Origin of the sequence: Streptomyces sp. NPDC051364 (assembly GCF_040682115.1) — a bacterium.
Classification (GTDB): domain Bacteria; phylum Actinomycetota; class Actinomycetes; order Streptomycetales; family Streptomycetaceae; genus Streptomyces.
Window position 1 is genome coordinate 461,392 of the sequence record NZ_JBFBAH010000005.1, and the last position, 18,460, is coordinate 479,851.

21 protein-coding genes are annotated in these 18,460 nt (G+C 72.2%); 6 read left to right on the plus strand and 15 right to left on the minus strand.

What is annotated here, in order from left to right; genetic code table 11:
- Positions 1 to 43: 43 nt before the first annotated feature.
- Complete coding sequence (locus tag AB0M76_RS14270) at positions 44 to 664, minus strand: AmfC protein (RefSeq protein WP_365953132.1); 621 nt, start codon at positions 662 to 664, stop codon at positions 44 to 46.
- Between the two features lie 162 nt (positions 665 to 826).
- Between AB0M76_RS14270 and dtd the strand changes: the two genes are divergently transcribed.
- Entirely contained in the window at positions 827 to 1,252 is a 426-nt protein-coding gene (gene dtd, locus AB0M76_RS14275; protein WP_053787895.1) for a D-aminoacyl-tRNA deacylase, read from the plus strand.
- Positions 1,253 to 1,259: 7 nt separating this feature from the next.
- Here dtd and AB0M76_RS14280 read toward each other — a convergent pair whose 3' ends face one another.
- The 13 genes from AB0M76_RS14280 to AB0M76_RS14340 all read right to left on the minus strand — a co-directional run bounded on the left by AB0M76_RS14280 (position 1,260) and on the right by AB0M76_RS14340 (position 11,242).
- Positions 1,260 to 2,228, minus strand: a complete 969-nt coding sequence (locus tag AB0M76_RS14280; protein WP_266665982.1) for a glycine cleavage T C-terminal barrel domain-containing protein — start codon at positions 2,226 to 2,228, stop codon at positions 1,260 to 1,262.
- 33 nt (positions 2,229 to 2,261) lie between these two features.
- Positions 2,262 to 2,717: a transcriptional repressor gene (locus AB0M76_RS14285; protein ID WP_365953133.1), complete on the minus strand. Its 456-nt coding sequence runs from the start codon at positions 2,715 to 2,717 to the stop codon at positions 2,262 to 2,264.
- Positions 2,718 to 2,795: 78 nt separating this feature from the next.
- Positions 2,796 to 3,368 carry an FABP family protein gene (locus AB0M76_RS14290; RefSeq protein WP_365953134.1) on the minus strand — a complete coding sequence of 191 codons (573 nt, stop codon included), beginning with the start codon at positions 3,366 to 3,368 and terminating at the stop codon, positions 2,796 to 2,798.
- Positions 3,369 to 3,642: 274 nt separating this feature from the next.
- Positions 3,643 to 4,566, minus strand: coding sequence for a hypothetical protein (locus AB0M76_RS14295; protein WP_365953135.1), 924 nt, complete (start codon positions 4,564 to 4,566; stop codon positions 3,643 to 3,645).
- Positions 4,563 to 5,468, minus strand: a complete 906-nt coding sequence (locus AB0M76_RS14300) for a hypothetical protein (protein ID WP_365953136.1) — start codon at positions 5,466 to 5,468, stop codon at positions 4,563 to 4,565. Before AB0M76_RS14300 ends, AB0M76_RS14295 begins: the two co-directional genes overlap by 4 nt.
- Positions 5,465 to 6,238, minus strand: a complete 774-nt coding sequence (locus tag AB0M76_RS14305; RefSeq protein ID WP_365953137.1) for a hypothetical protein — start codon at positions 6,236 to 6,238, stop codon at positions 5,465 to 5,467. The genes AB0M76_RS14300 and AB0M76_RS14305 overlap by 4 nt, the downstream gene beginning before the upstream one ends.
- A 113-nt stretch (positions 6,239 to 6,351) precedes the next feature.
- Positions 6,352 to 6,615 carry a DUF3099 domain-containing protein gene (locus AB0M76_RS14310; protein ID WP_030300849.1) on the minus strand — a complete coding sequence of 88 codons (264 nt, stop codon included), beginning with the start codon at positions 6,613 to 6,615 and terminating at the stop codon, positions 6,352 to 6,354.
- Between the two features lie 148 nt (positions 6,616 to 6,763).
- On the minus strand, positions 6,764 to 7,054 hold the full coding sequence (locus AB0M76_RS14315; protein WP_365953138.1) for a DUF1416 domain-containing protein: 291 nt from the start codon (positions 7,052 to 7,054) through the stop codon (positions 6,764 to 6,766).
- Between the two features lie 58 nt (positions 7,055 to 7,112).
- Positions 7,113 to 7,958, minus strand: coding sequence for a sulfurtransferase (locus tag AB0M76_RS14320; RefSeq protein WP_365953139.1), 846 nt, complete (start codon positions 7,956 to 7,958; stop codon positions 7,113 to 7,115).
- A 216-nt stretch (positions 7,959 to 8,174) separates the two neighbouring features.
- On the minus strand, positions 8,175 to 8,264 hold the full coding sequence (locus AB0M76_RS14325; protein ID WP_350875872.1) for an Ms5788A family Cys-rich leader peptide: 90 nt from the start codon (positions 8,262 to 8,264) through the stop codon (positions 8,175 to 8,177).
- 156 nt (positions 8,265 to 8,420) lie between these two features.
- Positions 8,421 to 9,131 carry a DUF2993 domain-containing protein gene (locus tag AB0M76_RS14330; RefSeq protein WP_365953140.1) on the minus strand — a complete coding sequence of 237 codons (711 nt, stop codon included), beginning with the start codon at positions 9,129 to 9,131 and terminating at the stop codon, positions 8,421 to 8,423.
- A 118-nt stretch (positions 9,132 to 9,249) separates the two neighbouring features.
- Positions 9,250 to 10,977, minus strand: a complete 1,728-nt coding sequence (locus tag AB0M76_RS14335) for a hypothetical protein (protein WP_365953141.1) — start codon at positions 10,975 to 10,977, stop codon at positions 9,250 to 9,252.
- 10 nt (positions 10,978 to 10,987) lie between these two features.
- Positions 10,988 to 11,242 carry a MoaD/ThiS family protein gene (locus tag AB0M76_RS14340; protein ID WP_266665974.1) on the minus strand — a complete coding sequence of 85 codons (255 nt, stop codon included), beginning with the start codon at positions 11,240 to 11,242 and terminating at the stop codon, positions 10,988 to 10,990.
- A 462-nt stretch (positions 11,243 to 11,704) separates the two neighbouring features.
- Here AB0M76_RS14340 and AB0M76_RS14345 point away from each other — a divergent pair, with 462 nt between their 5' ends.
- The 5 genes from AB0M76_RS14345 (at position 11,705) to AB0M76_RS14365 (ending at position 17,497) form a co-directional block, all read left to right on the plus strand.
- Positions 11,705 to 12,538 (plus strand): response regulator transcription factor, encoded by an 834-nt coding sequence (locus AB0M76_RS14345; protein ID WP_365953142.1) that lies wholly within the window; start codon positions 11,705 to 11,707, stop codon positions 12,536 to 12,538.
- A gap of 24 nt (positions 12,539 to 12,562) precedes the next feature.
- Positions 12,563 to 13,585 (plus strand): LacI family DNA-binding transcriptional regulator, encoded by a 1,023-nt coding sequence (locus tag AB0M76_RS14350; protein WP_266665972.1) that lies wholly within the window; start codon positions 12,563 to 12,565, stop codon positions 13,583 to 13,585.
- Positions 13,586 to 13,894: 309 nt separating this feature from the next.
- Positions 13,895 to 15,079 carry a trypsin-like peptidase domain-containing protein gene (locus tag AB0M76_RS14355; RefSeq protein ID WP_365953143.1) on the plus strand — a complete coding sequence of 395 codons (1,185 nt, stop codon included), beginning with the start codon at positions 13,895 to 13,897 and terminating at the stop codon, positions 15,077 to 15,079.
- 232 nt (positions 15,080 to 15,311) lie between these two features.
- The gene (locus AB0M76_RS14360) at positions 15,312 to 16,064 is read left to right on the plus strand and encodes a response regulator transcription factor (protein ID WP_365953144.1); all 753 of its coding nucleotides are present in this window, start codon (positions 15,312 to 15,314) and stop codon (positions 16,062 to 16,064) included.
- A complete protein-coding gene (locus AB0M76_RS14365) occupies positions 16,061 to 17,497 on the plus strand; it encodes a HAMP domain-containing sensor histidine kinase (RefSeq protein ID WP_365953145.1) in 1,437 nt (478 codons plus the stop codon). The genes AB0M76_RS14360 and AB0M76_RS14365 overlap by 4 nt, the downstream gene beginning before the upstream one ends.
- Here the strand turns inward: AB0M76_RS14365 and AB0M76_RS14370 are convergent.
- Entirely contained in the window at positions 17,477 to 18,367 is an 891-nt protein-coding gene (locus AB0M76_RS14370; protein WP_365953146.1) for a phosphatidylinositol-specific phospholipase C, read from the minus strand. The genes AB0M76_RS14365 and AB0M76_RS14370 overlap by 21 nt on opposite strands.
- Between the last annotated feature and the right edge of the window lie 93 nt (positions 18,368 to 18,460).

Below are 18,460 nucleotides of genomic sequence, written 5' to 3' on the forward strand. Positions count from 1 at the left end.
AGCCCCCGGCCGAGTCGCCTGAATTTCCCCGCGCCCGAATTGCCTACACCAGCAGGTCGTCCACCTGCGCCTCGCCCTCCCGGTAGCGCCGGGTGATCTCCGCGCTGCAGTTGTCCGCCGTGCGCTGCAGCTGCTGGCGGCGCCGCGAGACCTGCTGCTCGTAGCGCACCAACCGGCCCATCGCATCGTGCAGTTCGCCGTCGGTACGGGCGTCCAGGTCCGACAGCTCCACGTCGGACAGCATCTCCGCGGCCAGCAGCCGGAACTCCTCGCTGTGCGGGGTGCCGAGCGTGACGTGCCGGGCGGAGGCACTGCGGCTGGAGGGCGCGTCGGCGAGGATCTCCGAGAGCCGGTCGACCACCGGCGGCTCCGGGGTCACCGGCGCCTCCGGGTCGCTGCGCCGGGCCAGTTCGGCGCGCAGGATGTCGATCCGGCCCTGGAGGAGTCTGCGTACGTAGCTCAGATCGGCCTCGTCGCGCTGCGCGTCGCGGCGCAGCGTGCGCAGTTCCGGCAGCCCGAGCGCGGTGGCGGGCGTGGCGGCGGGCGTGGTCGGCGCCTGCTCCTCGCCTGTGCGCTGCGCGGGCGGTCTGACCGCGCCTGCCGGAGTGGCCGCGGCTGATGCCGGTACGGGTGCTGCAGGTACGGAGGTACCAGAAGTATTCATGTGAACGTGTCCGTCCCCTCGACCGGTGCATGGGGTCTCGCCCGGCCCGTGGGACCGGAGGGAAGCACCGCCTGCGTGCATCGTGCCACTCTCCGTGGTGCCGGTGCAGTCCCACGCCACCCGATCGGCCCCTGATGGGTGCACGCCTGATACACAGGTGGTATGCGAGCAGTGGTGCAGAGGGTGGACGGCGCGAGCGTCGTCGTGGCCGGTGAGACCGTGGGCGAGATCGTCGGCGAGGGGCTGTGCGTGCTGGTGGGGGTGACCCACGACGACACCCCGGAGAAGGCGGCGCAGCTGGCGCGCAAGCTGTGGTCCGTACGGATCCTCGAAGCGGAGAAGTCCTGCAGCGACATCGGTGCGCCGCTGCTGGTGATCTCGCAGTTCACGCTCTACGGGGACGCCCGCAAGGGCCGCCGCCCCACGTGGAACGCGGCGGCGCCCGGCGAGGTCGCGGAGCCGCTGGTCGACGAGGTCGTCGCGCAGCTGCGCGCGCTGGGGGCGACGGTGGAGACGGGCCGGTTCGGCGCGGACATGCGCGTCTCGCTCACCAACCACGGCCCGTTCACCATCGTCATCGACATCTAAGCGGCCTCTACGGCGCTACGACGACCTCCTGCGCGGCGGCCGTCTTGCCGGCCAGCAGCGGGGCGTCGACCGGCACGTTCCGCTTGACCAGCGCGAGGGCGATCGGGCCCAGCTCGTGGTGGCGGACCGCGGTGGTCACGAAGCCCAGCTGGCGGCCCTCCTCCCCGTCGGCGGCGAGCCGGATCGGGGTGCCGTGCGCCGGGAGGAGCACCTCGGAGCCGTCCAGGTGCAGGAAGACCAGGCGGCGCGGGGGCTTGCCGAGGTTGTGGACGCGGGCCACCGTCTCCTGGCCGCGGTAGCAGCCCTTCTGGAGGTGCACGGCGGTGCCGATCCAGCCCAGCTCGTGCGGGATGGTGCGGTGGTCGGTCTCCAGGCCGAGCCGCGGCCGGTGCGCCTCCACGCGCAGGGCCTCGTACGCGAGGAGCCCGGCGGCGGGGCCGTGCGCGGCGGCGAAGGCCTCCAGCTCGGCGCGGGGCACGAAGACGTCGCGGCCGTGCGCGGTCTCCCGTACGGCGTACTCCTTGGCCACCTCGGCGATGGAGCCGGCCGGCAGGTGCACGACGGCGAAGTCGGCGGTGCGGTCGGCGACTTCGACGCGGTAGAAGAACTTCATCGACTCCAGGTAGGCGATCAGCGCCTCCTGCGTGCCGGGCTCCACGTGCGCCCACACGGTCTCGCCGTCGTCGACCAGGTAGAGCGCGTGCTCGATGTGGCCGTTGGCGGAGAGGATCAGCGCCTCGGTGGCCTGCCCGGGCGGGAGTTCGGTGAGGTGCTGGGTGAGCAGCAGGTGCAGCCAGCTCAGCCGCTCCGGTCCGGTGACGGTGACGACTCCGCGGTGCGAGAGGTCGACGAAACCGCGGCCGTCAGCGAGCGCGCGTTGTTCGCCGTACAGCTCTCCGTAGTGGGCGGCGACGCCCTCGTCGCGGCCTTCGGCCGGTACGGCGCCGGGGAGATGGAGCAAGGGGCTGCTGGTCATGCCACCAAGCCTACGACCCGGCCCGGTCCGCTCCTATGCCGGAGCGTCGTGCTGCTTGGCGGCGCACTTCTTGCAGAGTCCGAAGATCGCGAAGTGCTTCATGTCGGTCTCGAAGCCGAAGGTGGCGCGCAGCTTCGCGGTGAACTCGGCGGCGATGTCCACGTCCGCCTCGATCACCTCGGTGCACTCGCGGCAGACCAGGTGGATGTGGTGGTGCCGGTCGGCGAGGTGGTACGTGGGGGCGCCGTGCCCGAGGTGGGCGTGCGAGACGAGCTTCAGCTCCTCCAGGAGCTCCAGCGTGCGGTAGACGGTGGAGATGTTGACTCCGGAGGCGGTCTTGCGCACGTGCGCGAGGATCTCGTCCGGGGTCGCGTGCTCCAGCGTGTCGACGGCTTCCAGCACGAGCTGGCGCTGCGGGGTCAGCCGGTATCCGCGCTGCCGCAGGTCGGTCTTCCAGTCAGTACTGTCGGTGTCTCCGATGGTCCCCACCCGGCCAGTGTAAGCGCGCGAAGGGGACCACGGGCCGGCCCGTGGTCCCCTTCTTGCACAGCCTGTGGACAACCGCCGTCAGCGGAAGAAGGCGATGCCGTCGTCCGGCATGTCCGGGAGGTTGCGTGCCATCTCGGCGACCTCCTCGGGCGTGACGACCTTCTTGAGCTGGGCCGACATGTACGGGCGCAGCTCGACGTCCGGCGTGGCCTTCTCGCCGACCCACATCAGGTCGCTCTTCACATAGCCGTAGAGCCGCTTGCCGCCGCTGTGCGGCCGGGCGGCGGCGGTACGGGCCACCGCGTCGGTGGCCAGGTCGATCTGGGGCTTCTGGTCGGCGAGCTCGCCGTACCAGATCTCGCAGACGCCCTGGTCGCGGACCATGACGATCTCGACCTTGCGGGTGTCGTCGATGCGCCAGTAGCCGGACTCGGACTCCAACGGCCGCACCTTGTTGCCCTCGGCGTCGAGGACCCAGCTGTGGGAGGTGTACTCCAGGAAGTCCCGGCCGTCGTGGCTGAAGACGACTTCCTGGCCGAAGTTGCACTTCTCCTCACCGGGGAAGTCGAAGACGCCAGCGCCCTCCCAGGTACCGAGGAGGAAGGCGAGGGGGACGAGGCCCGGGTTCAGGTCGGACGGGATCTGGATCATGGTTGGCTGCTCAGGCGATCTGTGGGGAGGGGTTCCGGGTCCGGGAGGGCGGCCGATCTGAGATCAGCGCTGGCCCTGGTACAGCTTCTTCACTGCGAGGCCGGTGAAGGCGAGCACGCCGACGCAGACCAGAACCAGCAGGGAGGTGAAGAATGCCTCAAGCACGGGGTGCTCCTCGGAGTGATGTGGGCGTGTACGGGGCCGGTCCCCAAGCCTACTGGCCCGGGGACCGGCGCACTCCGTGAGGTAGGCCGCAGCCGCCTCCTGCGGGCGGTCAGCCCAGCAGCTGGCTCTGCAGGACCACCGTCTGGTGGAAGGGAACGGCGGCCACCTCGCCCTTGCGGGTCTGGACGATCACGGCCTGGACGTCACCCGCCTGGAGGCATCCGAGCTTGGTCTGCTCGTCCCCGTTCGCGGGCTTGGGCTCCTGGTACAGGCTGGTGCCGCCGCTGCTGAGGGTGTAGCTGACCGCCTCCCCGCCCATGCTGGGCTGCGCGCTCTTGACCTTGCTCCAGGCCAGGTCCATCTCCAGGGCCGGGGCCCCGGCCAGCTGCGTGTTGATGTTGCAGCCGCGGAAGGCGTTCACGAAGCCCGAGGAGTGGAAGCGCAGCAGGTAGACGTGCGTGCGCGTGCCGTCGGGGGTGGTCCAGCCGCGGGCGGCGATCTGGCGCAGCCCCTCGTACTCCAGGCCCTCCTTCAGCTTCGCCCGGCTGTCGGGGGCGTACTCCTCCAGGAAGGCATCGGTGGACACCAGCCGGTCCTTGTCCGCCTTGAGCCCGGCATCCGGCTCGGCGCCCTCGGGCGCCGGCAGCAGCAGGCCGGTGAGCGGCGCGTAGTGCGTCTCGTCCTTGTTGTCCTTGCCCGCGGGCAGCGGGGCGCCGGCGGGCAGTGCGGGCTTGGCCAGGACCGGGTACGCCCAGCGGCCGTCGTCCTTGGTGGACAGGCCGGGGAGGTCGGTGCGCTCGGCCCGGCTGATCCCGTACGCGACACCTGTGCCGGCGACGGCGAAGACGACGACGGCGGCCGTCCAGCGGAGTGCGGCGAACAGCTTGCGGCGGTCCTTGGGGGCGGCCGGTACCGCTGCTTCTGCCGGTGCCGTCGGCTCGGCGACCGGTACGAGCGTGTCGGCGCCGGCGGGCTGCTCCTCCGGGGCGGGCTCCGCCGCGGGGGCGGTGTCGGCGGTGTTCTGCTCGGTCACACGGACTCCCCGGGGGACTTCAGGTGGTTCAGCTGCTGCTTGAACAGGCCTGCGGCGTCGTTCGCGGAGAGGGGCTTCGGCCCGTACATCCGGAAGCTCACCAGCACATCGCCCTGGAGGGCCTCGCAGTCGATGGTGTCGATCTTGTTCTGGTCCTCCTGCTTCTCCTTGCCGAGGACCGACACGGAACACTTGGCGTCGGGGAAGCCCTCGATCTTCGGCGCGTCGCGGTCGCCGCCCAGCAGCTCGAGGATCTTCTTGCTGAACTCGGAGAACTTCGCGAGGGCCTGGGGGTCGGCCTGGGTGAGCTGGATCTCCATCACCTGCTGGTCGCGGAGGTGGTGGTAGCTGCGTCCGGCCACGCCTTTCAGCTTCAGGCCGTCCAGCGCCTTGTCCCGTTCCGCCCGCTCGGCGCCGGAGAGCCCGGTGTCCGAGTCCTTGACGGCCTGGAGCGCCCGCTCGCCCGACACGTAGAAGTCGTTGCCCTCTGCGTCGAGGTCGGGACCGAGCTCGAAGTCGGTGGTGACCGGCAGCAGCTTGCCCGTCAGCTCGTTCGGCGGCACGGTCGCGACCGGTTCCGGCCTACCGGTGGGCCTGGGCTCGGCGCCCGCCGCGACCCAGTACCTGGTCGGCGCGGTGCGGTCGGCGTCGGCGATCCGCCCGGCGGCCCAGAGGGCGCCGCCGGCGAGGACGGCGATGCCGAGCCCGCCCGCGATCAGCGCCACGGTCCGGCGGCTCCGCGCCCGCGGCGCGGCGGCCTGCGCCACCTCGGGGGCGGTCGCCTCGGCCGCTGCGGCCGATGCCGCAGCCCCGGTCGCCTCGCTCGCCTCAGCCGTCTCAGCCGCCTCAGTCACCTCGGCCGTCACGGCCGTCACGGCCTTGCTGTCCTGCGGGTCGCTCACAGCCGCTCCCACTGTCGCTTGGCGATCTCGACGATGTCCTTCTCGTCGAGGACGCCGCGGTTGTTCATGTAGCTGATCTCCATGACGATGTCGCCGCGCCGGGCGAGGACCCGGGCCGCCTTCATCGGGAGGTAGCCCGGCTTCTCCCGCTGCGCGGCGTCCACCCACAGGTGGCCGAGCTCGGCGGGCACGCCGGGCAGGTCCTTGCCCGAGTTGCCCGCGTACTTCTCTTCCGCCAGGTAGTCGTGGGCGTGCTGGTACCAGTCGGCACCGGAGCGGTCCCGGTACTGGAAGAGCCGGACGGTGACGAAGTTCCGGTCGTCCTGCGCCCACTCCAGCTCGGCGATCCGGCGTACGTCGTGCCGGAGCTGGCCGCCGAGGCCGCCGCCCGGCTTCTCGTAGTAGTCCGCCGAGAACTCGTCCGGGGACACCGCCCCCGAGGAGCGGACCTCCACCCCGGCCGGGGCCTCGATCAGCAGCTTCGTCAGATCGTCGTCCGTCTTGTGCCAGCGGTTGGCGTTGAGGGCGCGGGCGCTCGTCGACTCGTTCGGAGCCTGCGGCTTCGGCTGGTCGATCTTCTGCTGCGCCAGCGGCGGCAGCGGGGTGGGCTCGCGGTCGTACTGGATCGCGTAGCCGGTGACGGTGCCCGCGAGCACGCCGAGTACGACGGCGCCGGCGATCAGGAGGACCGTACGGCCGTGGCCGCGGGGGCGGCGGGCGGCGGTCTCCTCCCCTTCCGGCTGCTCAGGAAGGGTCTGTTCGTGTTCCAAGGAAGTCCCCCCACAGGACGTGAGGCACTGGGTGGTTACCCGTGCGTACCCATGACCCGTCCGTGAGGGGAGCAGTTGTACTCATGCTTATTACGTTTTGATGTCTCGGGGTTTCAATCCTCGTGACGCCGCTTTCCGTCCAGTTCGTCCCACCACTCGTCGGACTTCGGGTCGCCCGAGGGGTCGTCCCACCAGCGGTCGTCCGGCCCGCGCCGGTTCGCGATCATCGCGGCTACCGGCGGGATGACCATGGCGACCACGCACAGGGCCACGGCCGCCTCGACCGAGAACAGCCGCACGAAGGACCAGGCGGAGACGAACAGGAAGATGCAGCCGCCCATGAGGAGGAAGTAGACGCGGCGCCGCCGGGCGTACATGCCTCCATGGTAGAGCCGCAGGCTGGGGGTCCCCCCGGACGGAGTCTGGGGGAGGCGCGAAGGGCCGCACCCCGTTCCAGTGGCGTCCAACCCCCTGGGGTGCGGCCCTCCGGCCGGTTCGGCTACCGCTGCGTGCGCAGCGCGCTCGTCAGACCGCGATCGCCACGTCCGTCACGCCGCCGGCCTCGGCCACGACCACGGCGCGGTCCGCCTGGGCGCCGGGGACCAGCGCGCGCAGGGTCCACCGGCCGGTCGCCGCGTAGAAGCGGAACTGGCCGGTCGCGGAGGTCGGGACCTCGGCCGTGAACTCGCCGGTCGAGTCGAGCAGGCGCACGTACCCGCTGATGGGCTGGCCGTCCTTGGTCACCTGACCCTGGATGGCGGTCTCACCGGGCTTGAGCGTCGCGAGGTCGGGCCCGCCGATCTGTGCTCCACACATGTTCTCTGTCCTGTCCTAGAGAGGTCGTACGGTCTACGGGGCGTCGCGTGCCCGGGAACTACTTGTTGGCGCCGAGCTCGATCGGCACGCCGACCAGGGAGCCGTACTCGGTCCAGGAGCCGTCGTAGTTCTTGACGTTCTCCTGGCCCAGGAGCTCGTGCAGCACGAACCAGGTCAGCGCGGAGCGCTCACCGATGCGGCAGTAGGCGATGGTGTCCTTCGCCAGGTCGACCTGCTCGGCCTCGTAGAGGGCGGTCAGCTCTTCGTCCGACTTGAAGGTGCCGTCGTCGTTGGCGTTCTTCGACCACGGGATGTTGCGGGCGCTCGGCACGTGGCCGGGGCGCTGCGACTGCTCCTGCGGGAGGTGCGCCGGGGCGAGCAGCTTGCCGGAGAACTCGTCGGGCGAGCGGACGTCGACCAGGTTCAGGGAGCCGATCGCGGCGACGACGTCGTCGCGGAAGGCGCGGATCGAGGAGTCCTGGGCCTTGGCCTTGTACTCGGTGGCCGGGCGGCTCGGGACCTCGGTGCCGTCGACCAGGTCGCGGGAGTCGAGCTCCCACTTCTTGCGGCCGCCGTCGAGGAGGCGGACGTCCTGGTGGCCGTACAGCTTGAAGTACCAGTAGGCGTAGGACGCGAACCAGTTGTTGTTGCCGCCGTAGAGGACGACGGTGTCGCCGTTGGAGATGCCCTTGGCGGAGAGGAGCTTCTCGAAGCCCTCCTGGTCCACGAAGTCGCGCCGGACCGGGTCCTGGAGGTCCTGCTTCCAGTCGATCCGGACGGCGTTGGTGATGTGGTTCTTGTCGTACGCGGACGTGTCCTCGTCCACCTCGACGATCACGACGTCGGCGTCGTTCAGGTGGGCCTCGACCCAGTCGGCGTCTACGAGGACGTCGCTGCGGCTCATGGTGTTCTCCTCCGGGGCAGTGTGCGGCGGGGCGTGCTGTGCAGGTGCAGGTGCGGTGGAGCGGTCTGCGGGTGCTGGGTGCTGCTGGTGCGTGCCGCTGCGGGGTGCGCCCTCGGACACTGCGCGAAGAGGCGTCAGCGGATAGGAGGGGGCGGTTGCGGTGCGGTCACGCGGGAAGGACGGTCGTCCGGCTGATGGAGCGGAAGCGCTCACAGGTCACATGGATCGACAGAGCATGGCGGCGACGCGACACAGGTCTACTGCCCGTCGCTTCGTGAGGTCCGCCTGCTGATGCTTCATAGCCATGGATCGTAGGGACGAATCGGCCGCCCTGTCACCGGCGTGTCATATTCCGAGACAGGATCGTCCGGATACTGGGATGCACATGCCCCCGGGCGGCTGCCGCACCGCCTCCGGGGGCCTTCGTACGGCCCGTCCTTCTACGGATCGGACCGTACCGTCTCACGATCCGGCCAGCACCACGTCCGAGCCGGTCAGCGTGAGGTGGACGCCGGCCTCGTCCGAGGTCAGCGTGGTCAGCTTGAGCCCGGACGGCAGCCCGCCGTCGAGCCGGCGGTCGAAGTCGGTCTTCTTGCGGACCGCGCTCTCGATCGCGGGCAGGCCCTCACCGGGCACCTCGTCGGCCCGGACCCGGACCGTCTTGCCGCCGCCCGGGGCGTCCACGAGCGTGACCGTCGACACCACGCTGGGGGAGAGCTTGCGGCCGAGGACCTCCACGGCCGCCGTGACCTTCACCTTGCCCGGCGCCCCGCCGTAGGTGACCGTCACACCGGTCTGCGAGGCCTCGGTCAGGTCCTGGTACGTGACGAGGGCCGTGCCCTCGGCCCGCTCGGCGGTGCCCCCGCTGTAGTCCCCGTTCAGCTTCACGCTGCGGAAACTGGCGTCGAGCTGCGAGAGCCGCGTCTTGCGGCCGTCCGAGACGGCCTCCACGCCCTTCAGCTTCACGTCGACGCGGTCGAGGTCGTGGCTGAGCGCCTGGGTCAGGAACGGGAACCCGTGGATGTCCACCTCCGTGCTCCCCGCCAGCCCCTGGCGGGCCTGGATGCGCTCGGCCAGCCGGTTCTCGGCATAGTTGACCGCCCAGCGGTCGGCGCCCGCGAACAGCGCGCCCAGCACCACTCCGATGATCACAACGACACGCAGGAACCGCACGTGCCCCTCCCCCTGTAGATCGGTACGTGCGTTCTAGTGGACCATGATCGGCCGTACGGAGGCCGTCAGCGGCGGTGTGACTCCTGCCGCGGTCGGCCTCCGCACGGGAGATCCGGTCTCAGCCGACCACCCGTCCGATCAGGTAGACGGCGGGAGCGGCGGCCGCCAGCGGCAGCGCGACACCGGCCGTCATGTGCACGAACTTGGACGGGTAGTCGTACGCGGCCACGCGCAGCCCGATCAGCGCGCACACCCCGGCGGCCAGGCCGACCAGCGCCCCGCCCACCCCGACGGAGGTCATTCCGCCGACCGCGATGCCGGCGCCGGTGGCCGCGGCCAGCGAGACGCCGACGGAGGCCGGCGTCGGCAGCGGCAGCGCGCGGGTGAACACGGCGACCGCGACGGCCGCGGCGCCGACGCTGACGGCGGCGGAGTCGGCGGCCAGGTAGCCGGCGCAGGCGATGGCCAGCGCGGCGGAGGCCACGGAGGCCATGAGCCCGTACATCCGCTCGTCGGCGTCGGCGTGGCTGCGCAGCTGGAGGACCAGCGTGAGCAGCACCCAGGCCCCGAGGGTGCCGATGATCGCGCCGGGGCCGTACGAGTCGTCCACGGCGAGCACGGCTCCGTCGGCGACGAGCGCCCCGAGGAAGGCGAGGGCGATGCCCTGGCGGGCGGGCCACATGCCGTTGAGCCGGAACCAGCCGGCGGCGGTGAGCGCCTGGAGGGCGACCAGCGGGGCGAGCAGCGCCAGGTCCCCGACGGCGGCGGCACCGGCCAGCAGCAGCCCGAGGGCGGCGGTCAGTATGGCCGGCTGCGGGCCGGGGTCGATGATCGGCGACCGGCCCTCGGCGCGCGCCTGGGCGGGGTCGACGGCGCGCACGGTGTTGCCGGCGAGGGTGGGCGGAGAGTACTCGGGCTCCTCGCCCGGGACCTCGGAGCCGAGGGTTCCGACGGCGCCGGCCGGGGCGGCGGGCTGTGCCGCCGGAGCGGGAGCGACCGTGGCGGCCGGCTCCTCGGGACCGGGGTACGGCGGCAGGAAGGCGGTCTGCTCGGCCGCGTCACCCGCGGGGGCGGCGGCCTGGGGCGGGAGGTAGGCCGTCTGCTCGGCGGCGGAACCCTCGGCCCACGACGCCCCCGGGCCACCGCTCGGCGTCCACTCGACAGCAGGGTCCTGGACCTGGGCAGCGGGCGCCTCGTCGCGGAACCAGCCCTCGGGCGCCATGGGCTGCGCCTGCGGCTGCGGGTCGGCCGCCCCGGGGCCGGGATAGGGCGGCAGGTACGCCGTCTCGGCGGCCGCCGGTGCCTCGGGGCCGGGGTACGGCGGCAGGTACGCCGTCTGCTCGGCGGCGCCGGCCGCCTGGGGCGGGAGGTAGGCCGTCTGCTCGGCGGCGGAACCCTCGGCCCACGACGCCCCCGGGCCACCGCTCGGCGGCCACTCGGCCACGGGGGCCGGGGCCTGGGCGGCGGGCGCCTCGTCGCGGAACCAGCCATCGGGAGCGACCGGCTGCGGCTGCGGGTCGGCTGCCGCCGGGCCCGGGTAGGGCGGCAGGTACGCCGCCTGCTCGGCCACGGCGCCGGACCCGTCAGGCCACTGTGCACCGGCGCCGCCCTGGGACCAGCCCTCGGGGGCCTGGGCCTGCGGGGCCGGCGCCCCGTCGTGGAACCAGCCTTCGGGCGCCACGGGCTGGCCGGGCAGCGCACCCAGCGGCGGCTGGACCGGCTGGCCGGGCTGGACCTCGTGGACCGGCTGGTAGCCGGTGTCCCAGGTGTCCGACTGCCAGGTCTGGGTCCCGTACGGGTCCTGCCGGCGCTGCTGCTGGTGCTGTTGTTCCTCGGGAGTGCTCATCGGTTTCCGCTCACCCGCCCGCGAACGGCGGAAGCACCTCGACGGTGCCCCCCTCGGTCAGCGGAACGGCATCGTGCGGGCGCTTGCCCACGGGCTCTTCGTTCACGAGGAAGGAGCAGCGCTGCAGGACCCGGGTCAGCTCACCGGGGTGGCGTTCCCGCACGGCGTCGAGCGCCTCGGCCAGTGTCTGCGCCGAGTACGGCTCCTCCGCCGTCTTGGCCGCGGCCTTGGCCGCCGCCCAGAAGCGGATGGTTCCGGTTGCCACTGCAGCTCCTATCGTCGGCTCTCTACCGTCGGCCTCCATGATGACCCCTCCCGCCCGCTGATCCGGCGTACCCCCGCGCGCCCCATGTGCGCCCCGCGTGCGCCCGGACGGCCTGCCGTACACCCATCGATCCGGTGAAACCCGGGCATAAGCTGGGCGTAAGGGTGGCATGAACCACAGAAGGGCGGAGGCCGAAGCCTCTGCCCCGCACCGGCGGGTGGGCTATTCTGCTGGCGAGAGGATCCGGGCAACGTTGCCCCCGGGTCCTTTTGTGCTTTCAGCACGTTGAACGGACCGAGAACAGTGGTGTCCTTCCGGGCCTCAGGGCGCGGGGACCGGCGAGGCGCCACACGCACCACGTACGAAGCAGTACCGCGAAAGTCCTCGACGGGACCGAGGAGGAACCGACGTGATGGACCAGCGAACCGTGCAGAACCGCTCGACCTGGGCAGGTGGTCGGGCATGAGCTCTCTCCTGCTGCTGACCAATGCCCTGCAGCCGTCCACCGAGGTGCTGCCCGCCCTCGGCCTGCTGCTGCACAGCGTCCGGGTGGCCCCCGCCGAGGGCCCCGCGCTCGTGGACACCCCCGGCGCGGACGTCATCCTCGTCGACGGCCGCCGCGATCTGCCGCAGGTGCGCTCTCTGTGCCAGCTGCTCCGCTCCACCGGCCCCGGCTGTCCGCTGATCCTCGTCGTCACGGAGGGCGGCCTCGCCGCCGTCACCGCCGACTGGGGCATCGACGACGTCCTCCTCGACACCGCGGGCCCGGCCGAGGTGGAGGCGCGGCTGCGCCTCGCCACCGGCCGCCAGCAGCTGGGCTCCGACGACTCCCCGATGGAGATCCGCAACGGCGACCTGTCGGTCGACGAGGCGACGTACTCGGCGAAGCTGAAGGGGCGGGTCCTCGACCTCACCTTCAAGGAGTTCGAGCTCCTCAAGTACCTCGCGCAGCACCCGGGCCGGGTCTTCACCCGGGCCCAGCTGCTCCAGGAGGTCTGGGGGTACGACTACTTCGGCGGCACCCGGACGGTGGACGTCCACGTACGGCGGCTGCGCGCGAAGCTCGGCCCCGAGCACGAGTCGCTGATCGGTACGGTCCGCAACGTCGGCTACCGCTTCGTCACACCGGAGAAGGTGGAGCGGGCGGCAGCGGCAGCGGAGGCGGCGGCCAAGGCCGCGGCGCAGGCTTCGGCCCAGGCTTCGGCCCAGGCTTCGGCCCAGGCGTCGGCCGGCGTCCCCCGTATGGAGGAACCTCCTGTGATCGCCCAGTCGGCAGGACGGCCTGCCCAGAGGTAGGTCACCCCGCGTAGACTCCCGAGCGTGGCCAAGGTGACGCGGGATGACGTTGCACGACTTGCGGGTACGTCTACCGCCGTCGTGAGCTACGTCATCAACAACGGACCCCGGCCGGTCGCCCCGGCCACGCGCGAGCGTGTACTCGCCGCGATCAAGGAGCTGGGCTACCGCCCGGACCGGGTCGCCCAGGCGATGGCGTCACGGCGCACCGACCTCATAGGCATGATCGTCCCCGATGCGCGCCAGCCGTTCTTCGCGGAGATGGCGCACGCGGTCGAGCAGGCCGCCGCCGAGCGCGGAAAGATGGTCCTGGTCGGGAACTCCGACTACCGGGACGAGCGCGAGGTGCACTACCTGCGGGCCTTCCTCGGGATGCGGGTCTCCGGGCTGATCCTGGTCAGCCAGGGCATGAGCGAGCGGGCGGCCTCGGAGATCGAGGCGTGGGACGCGCGTGTGGTGCTGCTGCACGAGCGGCCGGAGGCGATCGACGACGTCGCCGTCGTCACGGACGACATCGGCGGCGCGCAGCTCGCCACCCGCCACCTGCTCGAGCACGGGCACGAGTACGTCGCCTGCATCGGCGGGGTGGAGAACACCCCGTCGGTCGGCGACCCGGTCGCCGACCACGTGGAGGGCTGGCGCCGGGCGATGCAGGAGTCGGGCCGCTCGACGGAAGGCCGCCTCTTCGAGGCCCCGTACAACCGGTACGACGCGTACCGGGTCGCGCTCGAGGTCCTCGCCGGCCCGGACCGGCCGCCGGCCATCTTCTGCGCGACGGACGACCAGGCGATCGGTGTGCTGCGGGCTGCGCGGGAGCTGCGCATCGACGTGCCGGGGGAGCTTGCGGTGGCCGGCTTCGACGACGTCAAGGAGGCGGCCCTGACGGACCCGCCGCTGACGACGATCGCCTCGGACCGCCCGGCCATGGCGCGGGCCGCGGTGGACCTCGTCCTGGACGACGCCCTCCGCGTGGCCGGCTCCCGCCGGGAACGCCTGAAGCAGTTCCCGTCGGCCCTGGTGGTCCGCCGCTCCTGCGGCTGCCACTGACCCCTTTCCACGTGCCCCTCGCACGGCTCGGCCCTGGCGGGCCTCCCCGGCTTCGGCCCGCTGCGCCGGACTCCGTCCGTCGGGCACCGGCCGAGGGCCGTCACCCGCGGCGCCAAGCCCGCCTGTGGGGCCGCTGCGCGGGGCTTCTCCCCTACCCGCCCTTCCCCCGTTCCCCGGGCTCTGACCGGACCCGCGCCTCAAACGGCGGCGGGGCCGAGAGGGCCGGTTCATGTCGGGCATACGCGGTTCTGTCGGGGTTCTCAGGGGGGACTCAGGAAGCTCTCATGATCCGCGGACAGAGTCGTGGTCATGACCGAGAGCTTCCGCCGCGAAGGCGAGTACCCGCAGGAGAACGGCCCGACCCAGAGCGCGCCCCTCGGCGGGGCCTACCCGCCGCCGCCCGCCTACCCGCCCCCGGCGGCACCCGGCTGGCACGAGGCGCACCAGCACCCGGCATCCCCCGCAACCCCGGAGGGCACCGTGCACCAGCCCCCGGCATCCCCCGCAACCACCGCGCCCCCGGAGGGCCCCGCGCACGCCGCCCGGGCCCGGCGGCCCGTCGCGCTGCTCGCCGCCGTGGCGCTGGCCGCCGCCGTCGTCGGGGGTGGCACCGCCGCCGCCGTGCAGCAGCTGCTCGGCAGCCAGGGCCGCACCGGCGGCGGCGTCACCGGCACCAACGTCTCGCAGTCCAACAGCGGGACCGTCTCCGGAGTCGCCGAGAACGTCAGCCCCTCCGTGGTGCGGATCGACACCCGCACCGGCTCCGGCCAGGGCACCGGCTCCGGCATCGTGGTCACCGCAGACGGCGAGATCGTCACCAACAACCACGTGATCGACGGCGCCACCGAGATCCAGGTGACGATGAGCGACGGCAAGAAGTACACGGCCAAGACCGTCGGCACCGACCCCGACAAGGACCTCGCCCTCATCAAGCTTCAAGGCGCTGGGGGCACCTCCCAGGCCGAAGGGCTGGGGGGAGGCCTCAAGCCGGCCAAGCTCGGGGACTCCGACGGCCTCAAGGTCGGCGAGCAGGTCGTCGCCATCGGCTCCCCCGACCGCCTCACCGGCACGGTCACGAGCGGCATCGTCTCGGCCCTGAACCGCGAGGTCAACGTGCCCAAGTCCGAGCAGCAGACACCCCAGCGGCAGCGGAGCAACGGCGGCGGCTGGCCGTTCTCGTACGACGGTCAGCAGTTCAACGGGAACACCGGATCGAACACCACCTCGTACAAGGCCATCCAGACGGACGCCTCCCTCAACCCGGGCAACTCCGGCGGCGCCCTCGTCAACATGAACGGCGAGATCGTGGGCATGCCCTCGGCGATCTACTCCCCCTCGAGCGACGGCTCCACCGCCGGCAGCGTCGGCCTCGGCTTCGCCATCCCGGTGAACACGATCAAGGCCGACCTGGCCTCCCTCCGCAAGGGCGGCACGGGCCATGCCGGCAACGACAACAGCGGCGCCGCCGCCGACGGCTTCGGGACCTCGTACTAAGCGGCCTCGGGGAAGTGGGGTTGCGTTTTCGCGTCGTCCGGTGCGGTGCATCGCAAGGCGGAGCGGCACGCTTGTACTGGATGTACCAGGGTGCTGCGACAACGCGGCGAGGCGCCGTGCCGGGCGGCGCGGGGGCGTACCCCACTTCCCCGACCCCGAGGCCGCTTAGGCGTTCGCTTAGGCGTCCCGTGCGAGCCTGGTACGACCGACCACGACCCCTGGGGGACCGCAGATGAATCCGGCCGAAAGCGACCCGCACCGCATCCTCGTCGTCGACGACGAGCCCGCCGTGCGGGAGGCGCTGCGCCGCAGCCTCGCCTTCGAGGGGTACGCCGTGCAGACCGCCGTCGACGGGCTCGACGCCCTCGACAAGGCGGCCTCGTACGACCCCGGCCTGATCGTCCTCGACATCCAGATGCCCCGTATGGACGGCCTGACGGCGGCCCGCCGGCTGCGTGCCTCCGGCAGCACCACCCCGATCCTGATGCTCACCGCCCGCGACACCGTCGGCGACCGCGTCACCGGCCTCGACGCGGGCGCCGACGACTACCTCGTCAAGCCCTTCGAGCTCGACGAGCTCTTCGCCCGCGTCCGCGCCCTGCTGCGCCGCAGCGCGTACGCCGCCCCGCGGCCCGGCGGCGCGGAAACCGAGGAGACGGACACCCTCGCCTTCGGCGACCTGCGCATGGACCTCGCCACCCGCGAGGTCACCCGCTCCGGGCGCCGGGTGGAGCTGACCCGCACCGAGTTCACTCTGCTCGAGATGTTCCTGGCGCACCCGCGCCAGGTGCTGACCCGCGAGCAGATCCTCAAGACCGTCTGGGGCTTCGACTTCGAGCCCAGTTCCAACTCCCTGGACGTGTACGTCATGTACCTGCGCCGCAAGACCGAGGCCGGCGGCGAGCCCCGCCTGGTCCACACCGTGCGCGGGGTGGGCTACGTCCTGCGCGCCGCCGGGGCCGGCGACTCCGGAGGGCCCGAGTGAGCCCGGTCGCCCGATTCCGTGCGCTGCCCCTGCGCTCGCGGCTCGCGCTGCTGGTCACGGTCGCGGTGGCGGTCGCCGTCGCGGCCGTCGCCGTCGTCAGCTGGTTCATGGTCCGTACGCAGCTGAAGGGCCAGCTGGACAGCTCGCTGCGCTCCACCAACGCGAGCGCGCAGGCCAACCAGACGCTGCCGCAGCTCGGCTGCCGGGAGCAGGTGCCCGGCGCCATCGTGAACAACCTGAGCGCGCAGGTGCAGATCGTCCTGCCCACGGGCGGGCGCTGCTGGGTGGACGGCAAGAACACCCTCCCGGTGACGGGGTACGACCTCGAGGTCGCCCGGGGCGAGCGCGGCCCGGTGCTGTACGACGGCCACACCACGGACGGCACGCCCGTACGGGTCTACACGCAGCCGGTGAACGTCACCGGCCCGGTGGGCGGCAGTGTCGCCATCTCGGTCGCCAAGCCGCTCGCCGACATCGAGAAGCCGCTGTCCACCCTGGCCTGGGTGCTGCTCTTCGTCTGCGGGGTCGGTGTCGTCGGCGCGGGCGCGGCCGGCCTGTGGGTGGCCCGTACGGGGCTGCGGCCGGTCGACGAACTCACGGGCGCCGTCGAGCACATCGCCCGGACCGAGGACCTCACGGTGCAGATCCCGCACGACGGCGACGACGAGATCGCCCGCCTGTCGCGGTCCTTCAACTCCATGACGGCGGCGCTCGCCTCCTCCCAGGAGCGGCAGGCCCAGCTGATCGCGGACGCCGGCCACGAGCTGCGCACCCCGCTGACCTCGCTGCGGACCAACATCGAGCTGCTGGCGCGCAGCGAGGAGACCGGCCGGGCCATCCCGCCCGAGGACCGCAAGGAGCTGCTGGCCTCGGTCAAGGCGCAGATGACGGAGCTGGCCGCGCTGATCGGTGACCTCCAGGAGCTGTCCCGCCCGGACGCGGCCCCGCCCGCCAGGCTGGAGGTGGTGGCCCTGCACGAGATCGCGCGGAGCGCACTGTCCCGCGCCCGGCTGCGCGGCCCCGAGCTGCACTTCACCGACGAGATCGCGCCCTGGTACGTACGGGGCGAGGCGACGGCGCTGGAGCGGGCGGTGGTCAACGTCCTGGACAACGCGGTGAAGTTCAGCCCTCCGGGCGGCGCGGTGGAGGTCTCGCTGCGGGCGGGCGAGCTGACCGTACGCGACCACGGGCCCGGTATCCCGGCGGAGGACCTGCCGCACGTGTTCGAGCGGTTCTGGCGGTCCGAGTCTGCGCGGGCCCTGCCGGGCAGCGGGCTGGGCCTGTCGATCGTGGACCGTACGGTGCGCCGCGCGGGCGGCAGCGTCGAGCTGCGGGCGGCCCCGGCCGGGGGCCCGGGCACGGAGGCGGTGCTCCGCATCCCGGGCGCCCCGGCGCCGCCGCCGGAGCAGCCGTCAGTTGTGCCGGATCAGTGAGGCGACCAGGCCGGAGCGGGTGTTGGGGAAGTCCATCGGGACGATGCCCAGCCCTGTCCGGCCGGCCGGCTCGCCGCCGTCGACGAACGAGTGCACCTGCGGGTTGAGCCGGTCGGAGTTCCAGCGCGGCGGCATGTACGCCGAGGTGCTGGTGTAGTTCACGAAGAGCTTGCCGGGCTGCTGGACGGCCCGGCGGAACTGGTTCTCGATCTTGCCGCGCTTGGCGAAGGGCTCGGCGTTCCAGTCGTCCTGGATGTCGAAGACGTTGCCGTCGCCGTAGCGCAGGCCGGGCAGGCCGCCGTTGTCTGCGAGCAGGACCACCTTGCCGCGGGCCTGGCCGAGGGCGGGCAGGGTGTCGGCGATCCGGAACAGCGGGCGCCAGCCCCGGTGGTCGAGGTAGTCGTCGAAGACGGCGCGGAAGGTGGCGTCGCTGTCCTCTGAGTACTCCTGCTTGAGCCGCATCAGCACGGTCTCGGAGGGGTGCGCGGCGAGGAAGTTCGCGCAGGCGACGAGGACGTCCCCGAACATCAGGTCCTGGAAGAAGGCCGCGTGGTGGATGGCGAAGGAGCCGCCGGTGACGCGGCAGCGGACGTCCAGGAACCGGATCCCGGAGTCGAGCTGCTGGGCGATCGAGGTGTTCTGGCAGGCGACGTAGAGCCCGCCTTTGGTGGCGCCCGAGTCGTGGGTGCCGGGGATGGTCATCCGCTGGAGCGCGGTCGCGTCCCCGAGCCCGGCCATCCATTCCTGAGTGGACAGAGCCTGCGTGCCGAGCGTACGGGCCGAGGCCGCCCCCGCCGCTCCGAGGCCCACGGCCGCACCCGCTCCCGCCGCCATCGCCCCGACCAGAAATGCCCGACGATCCAGTGCCATGTCCGCCCCTTTGCCGACCCGGTGGTGGATTCCCAGCCGCGGCTGGGAGGTGCCCCCGGATTCTGGCGTGCGGGACCGGCCTTTACTACCCTT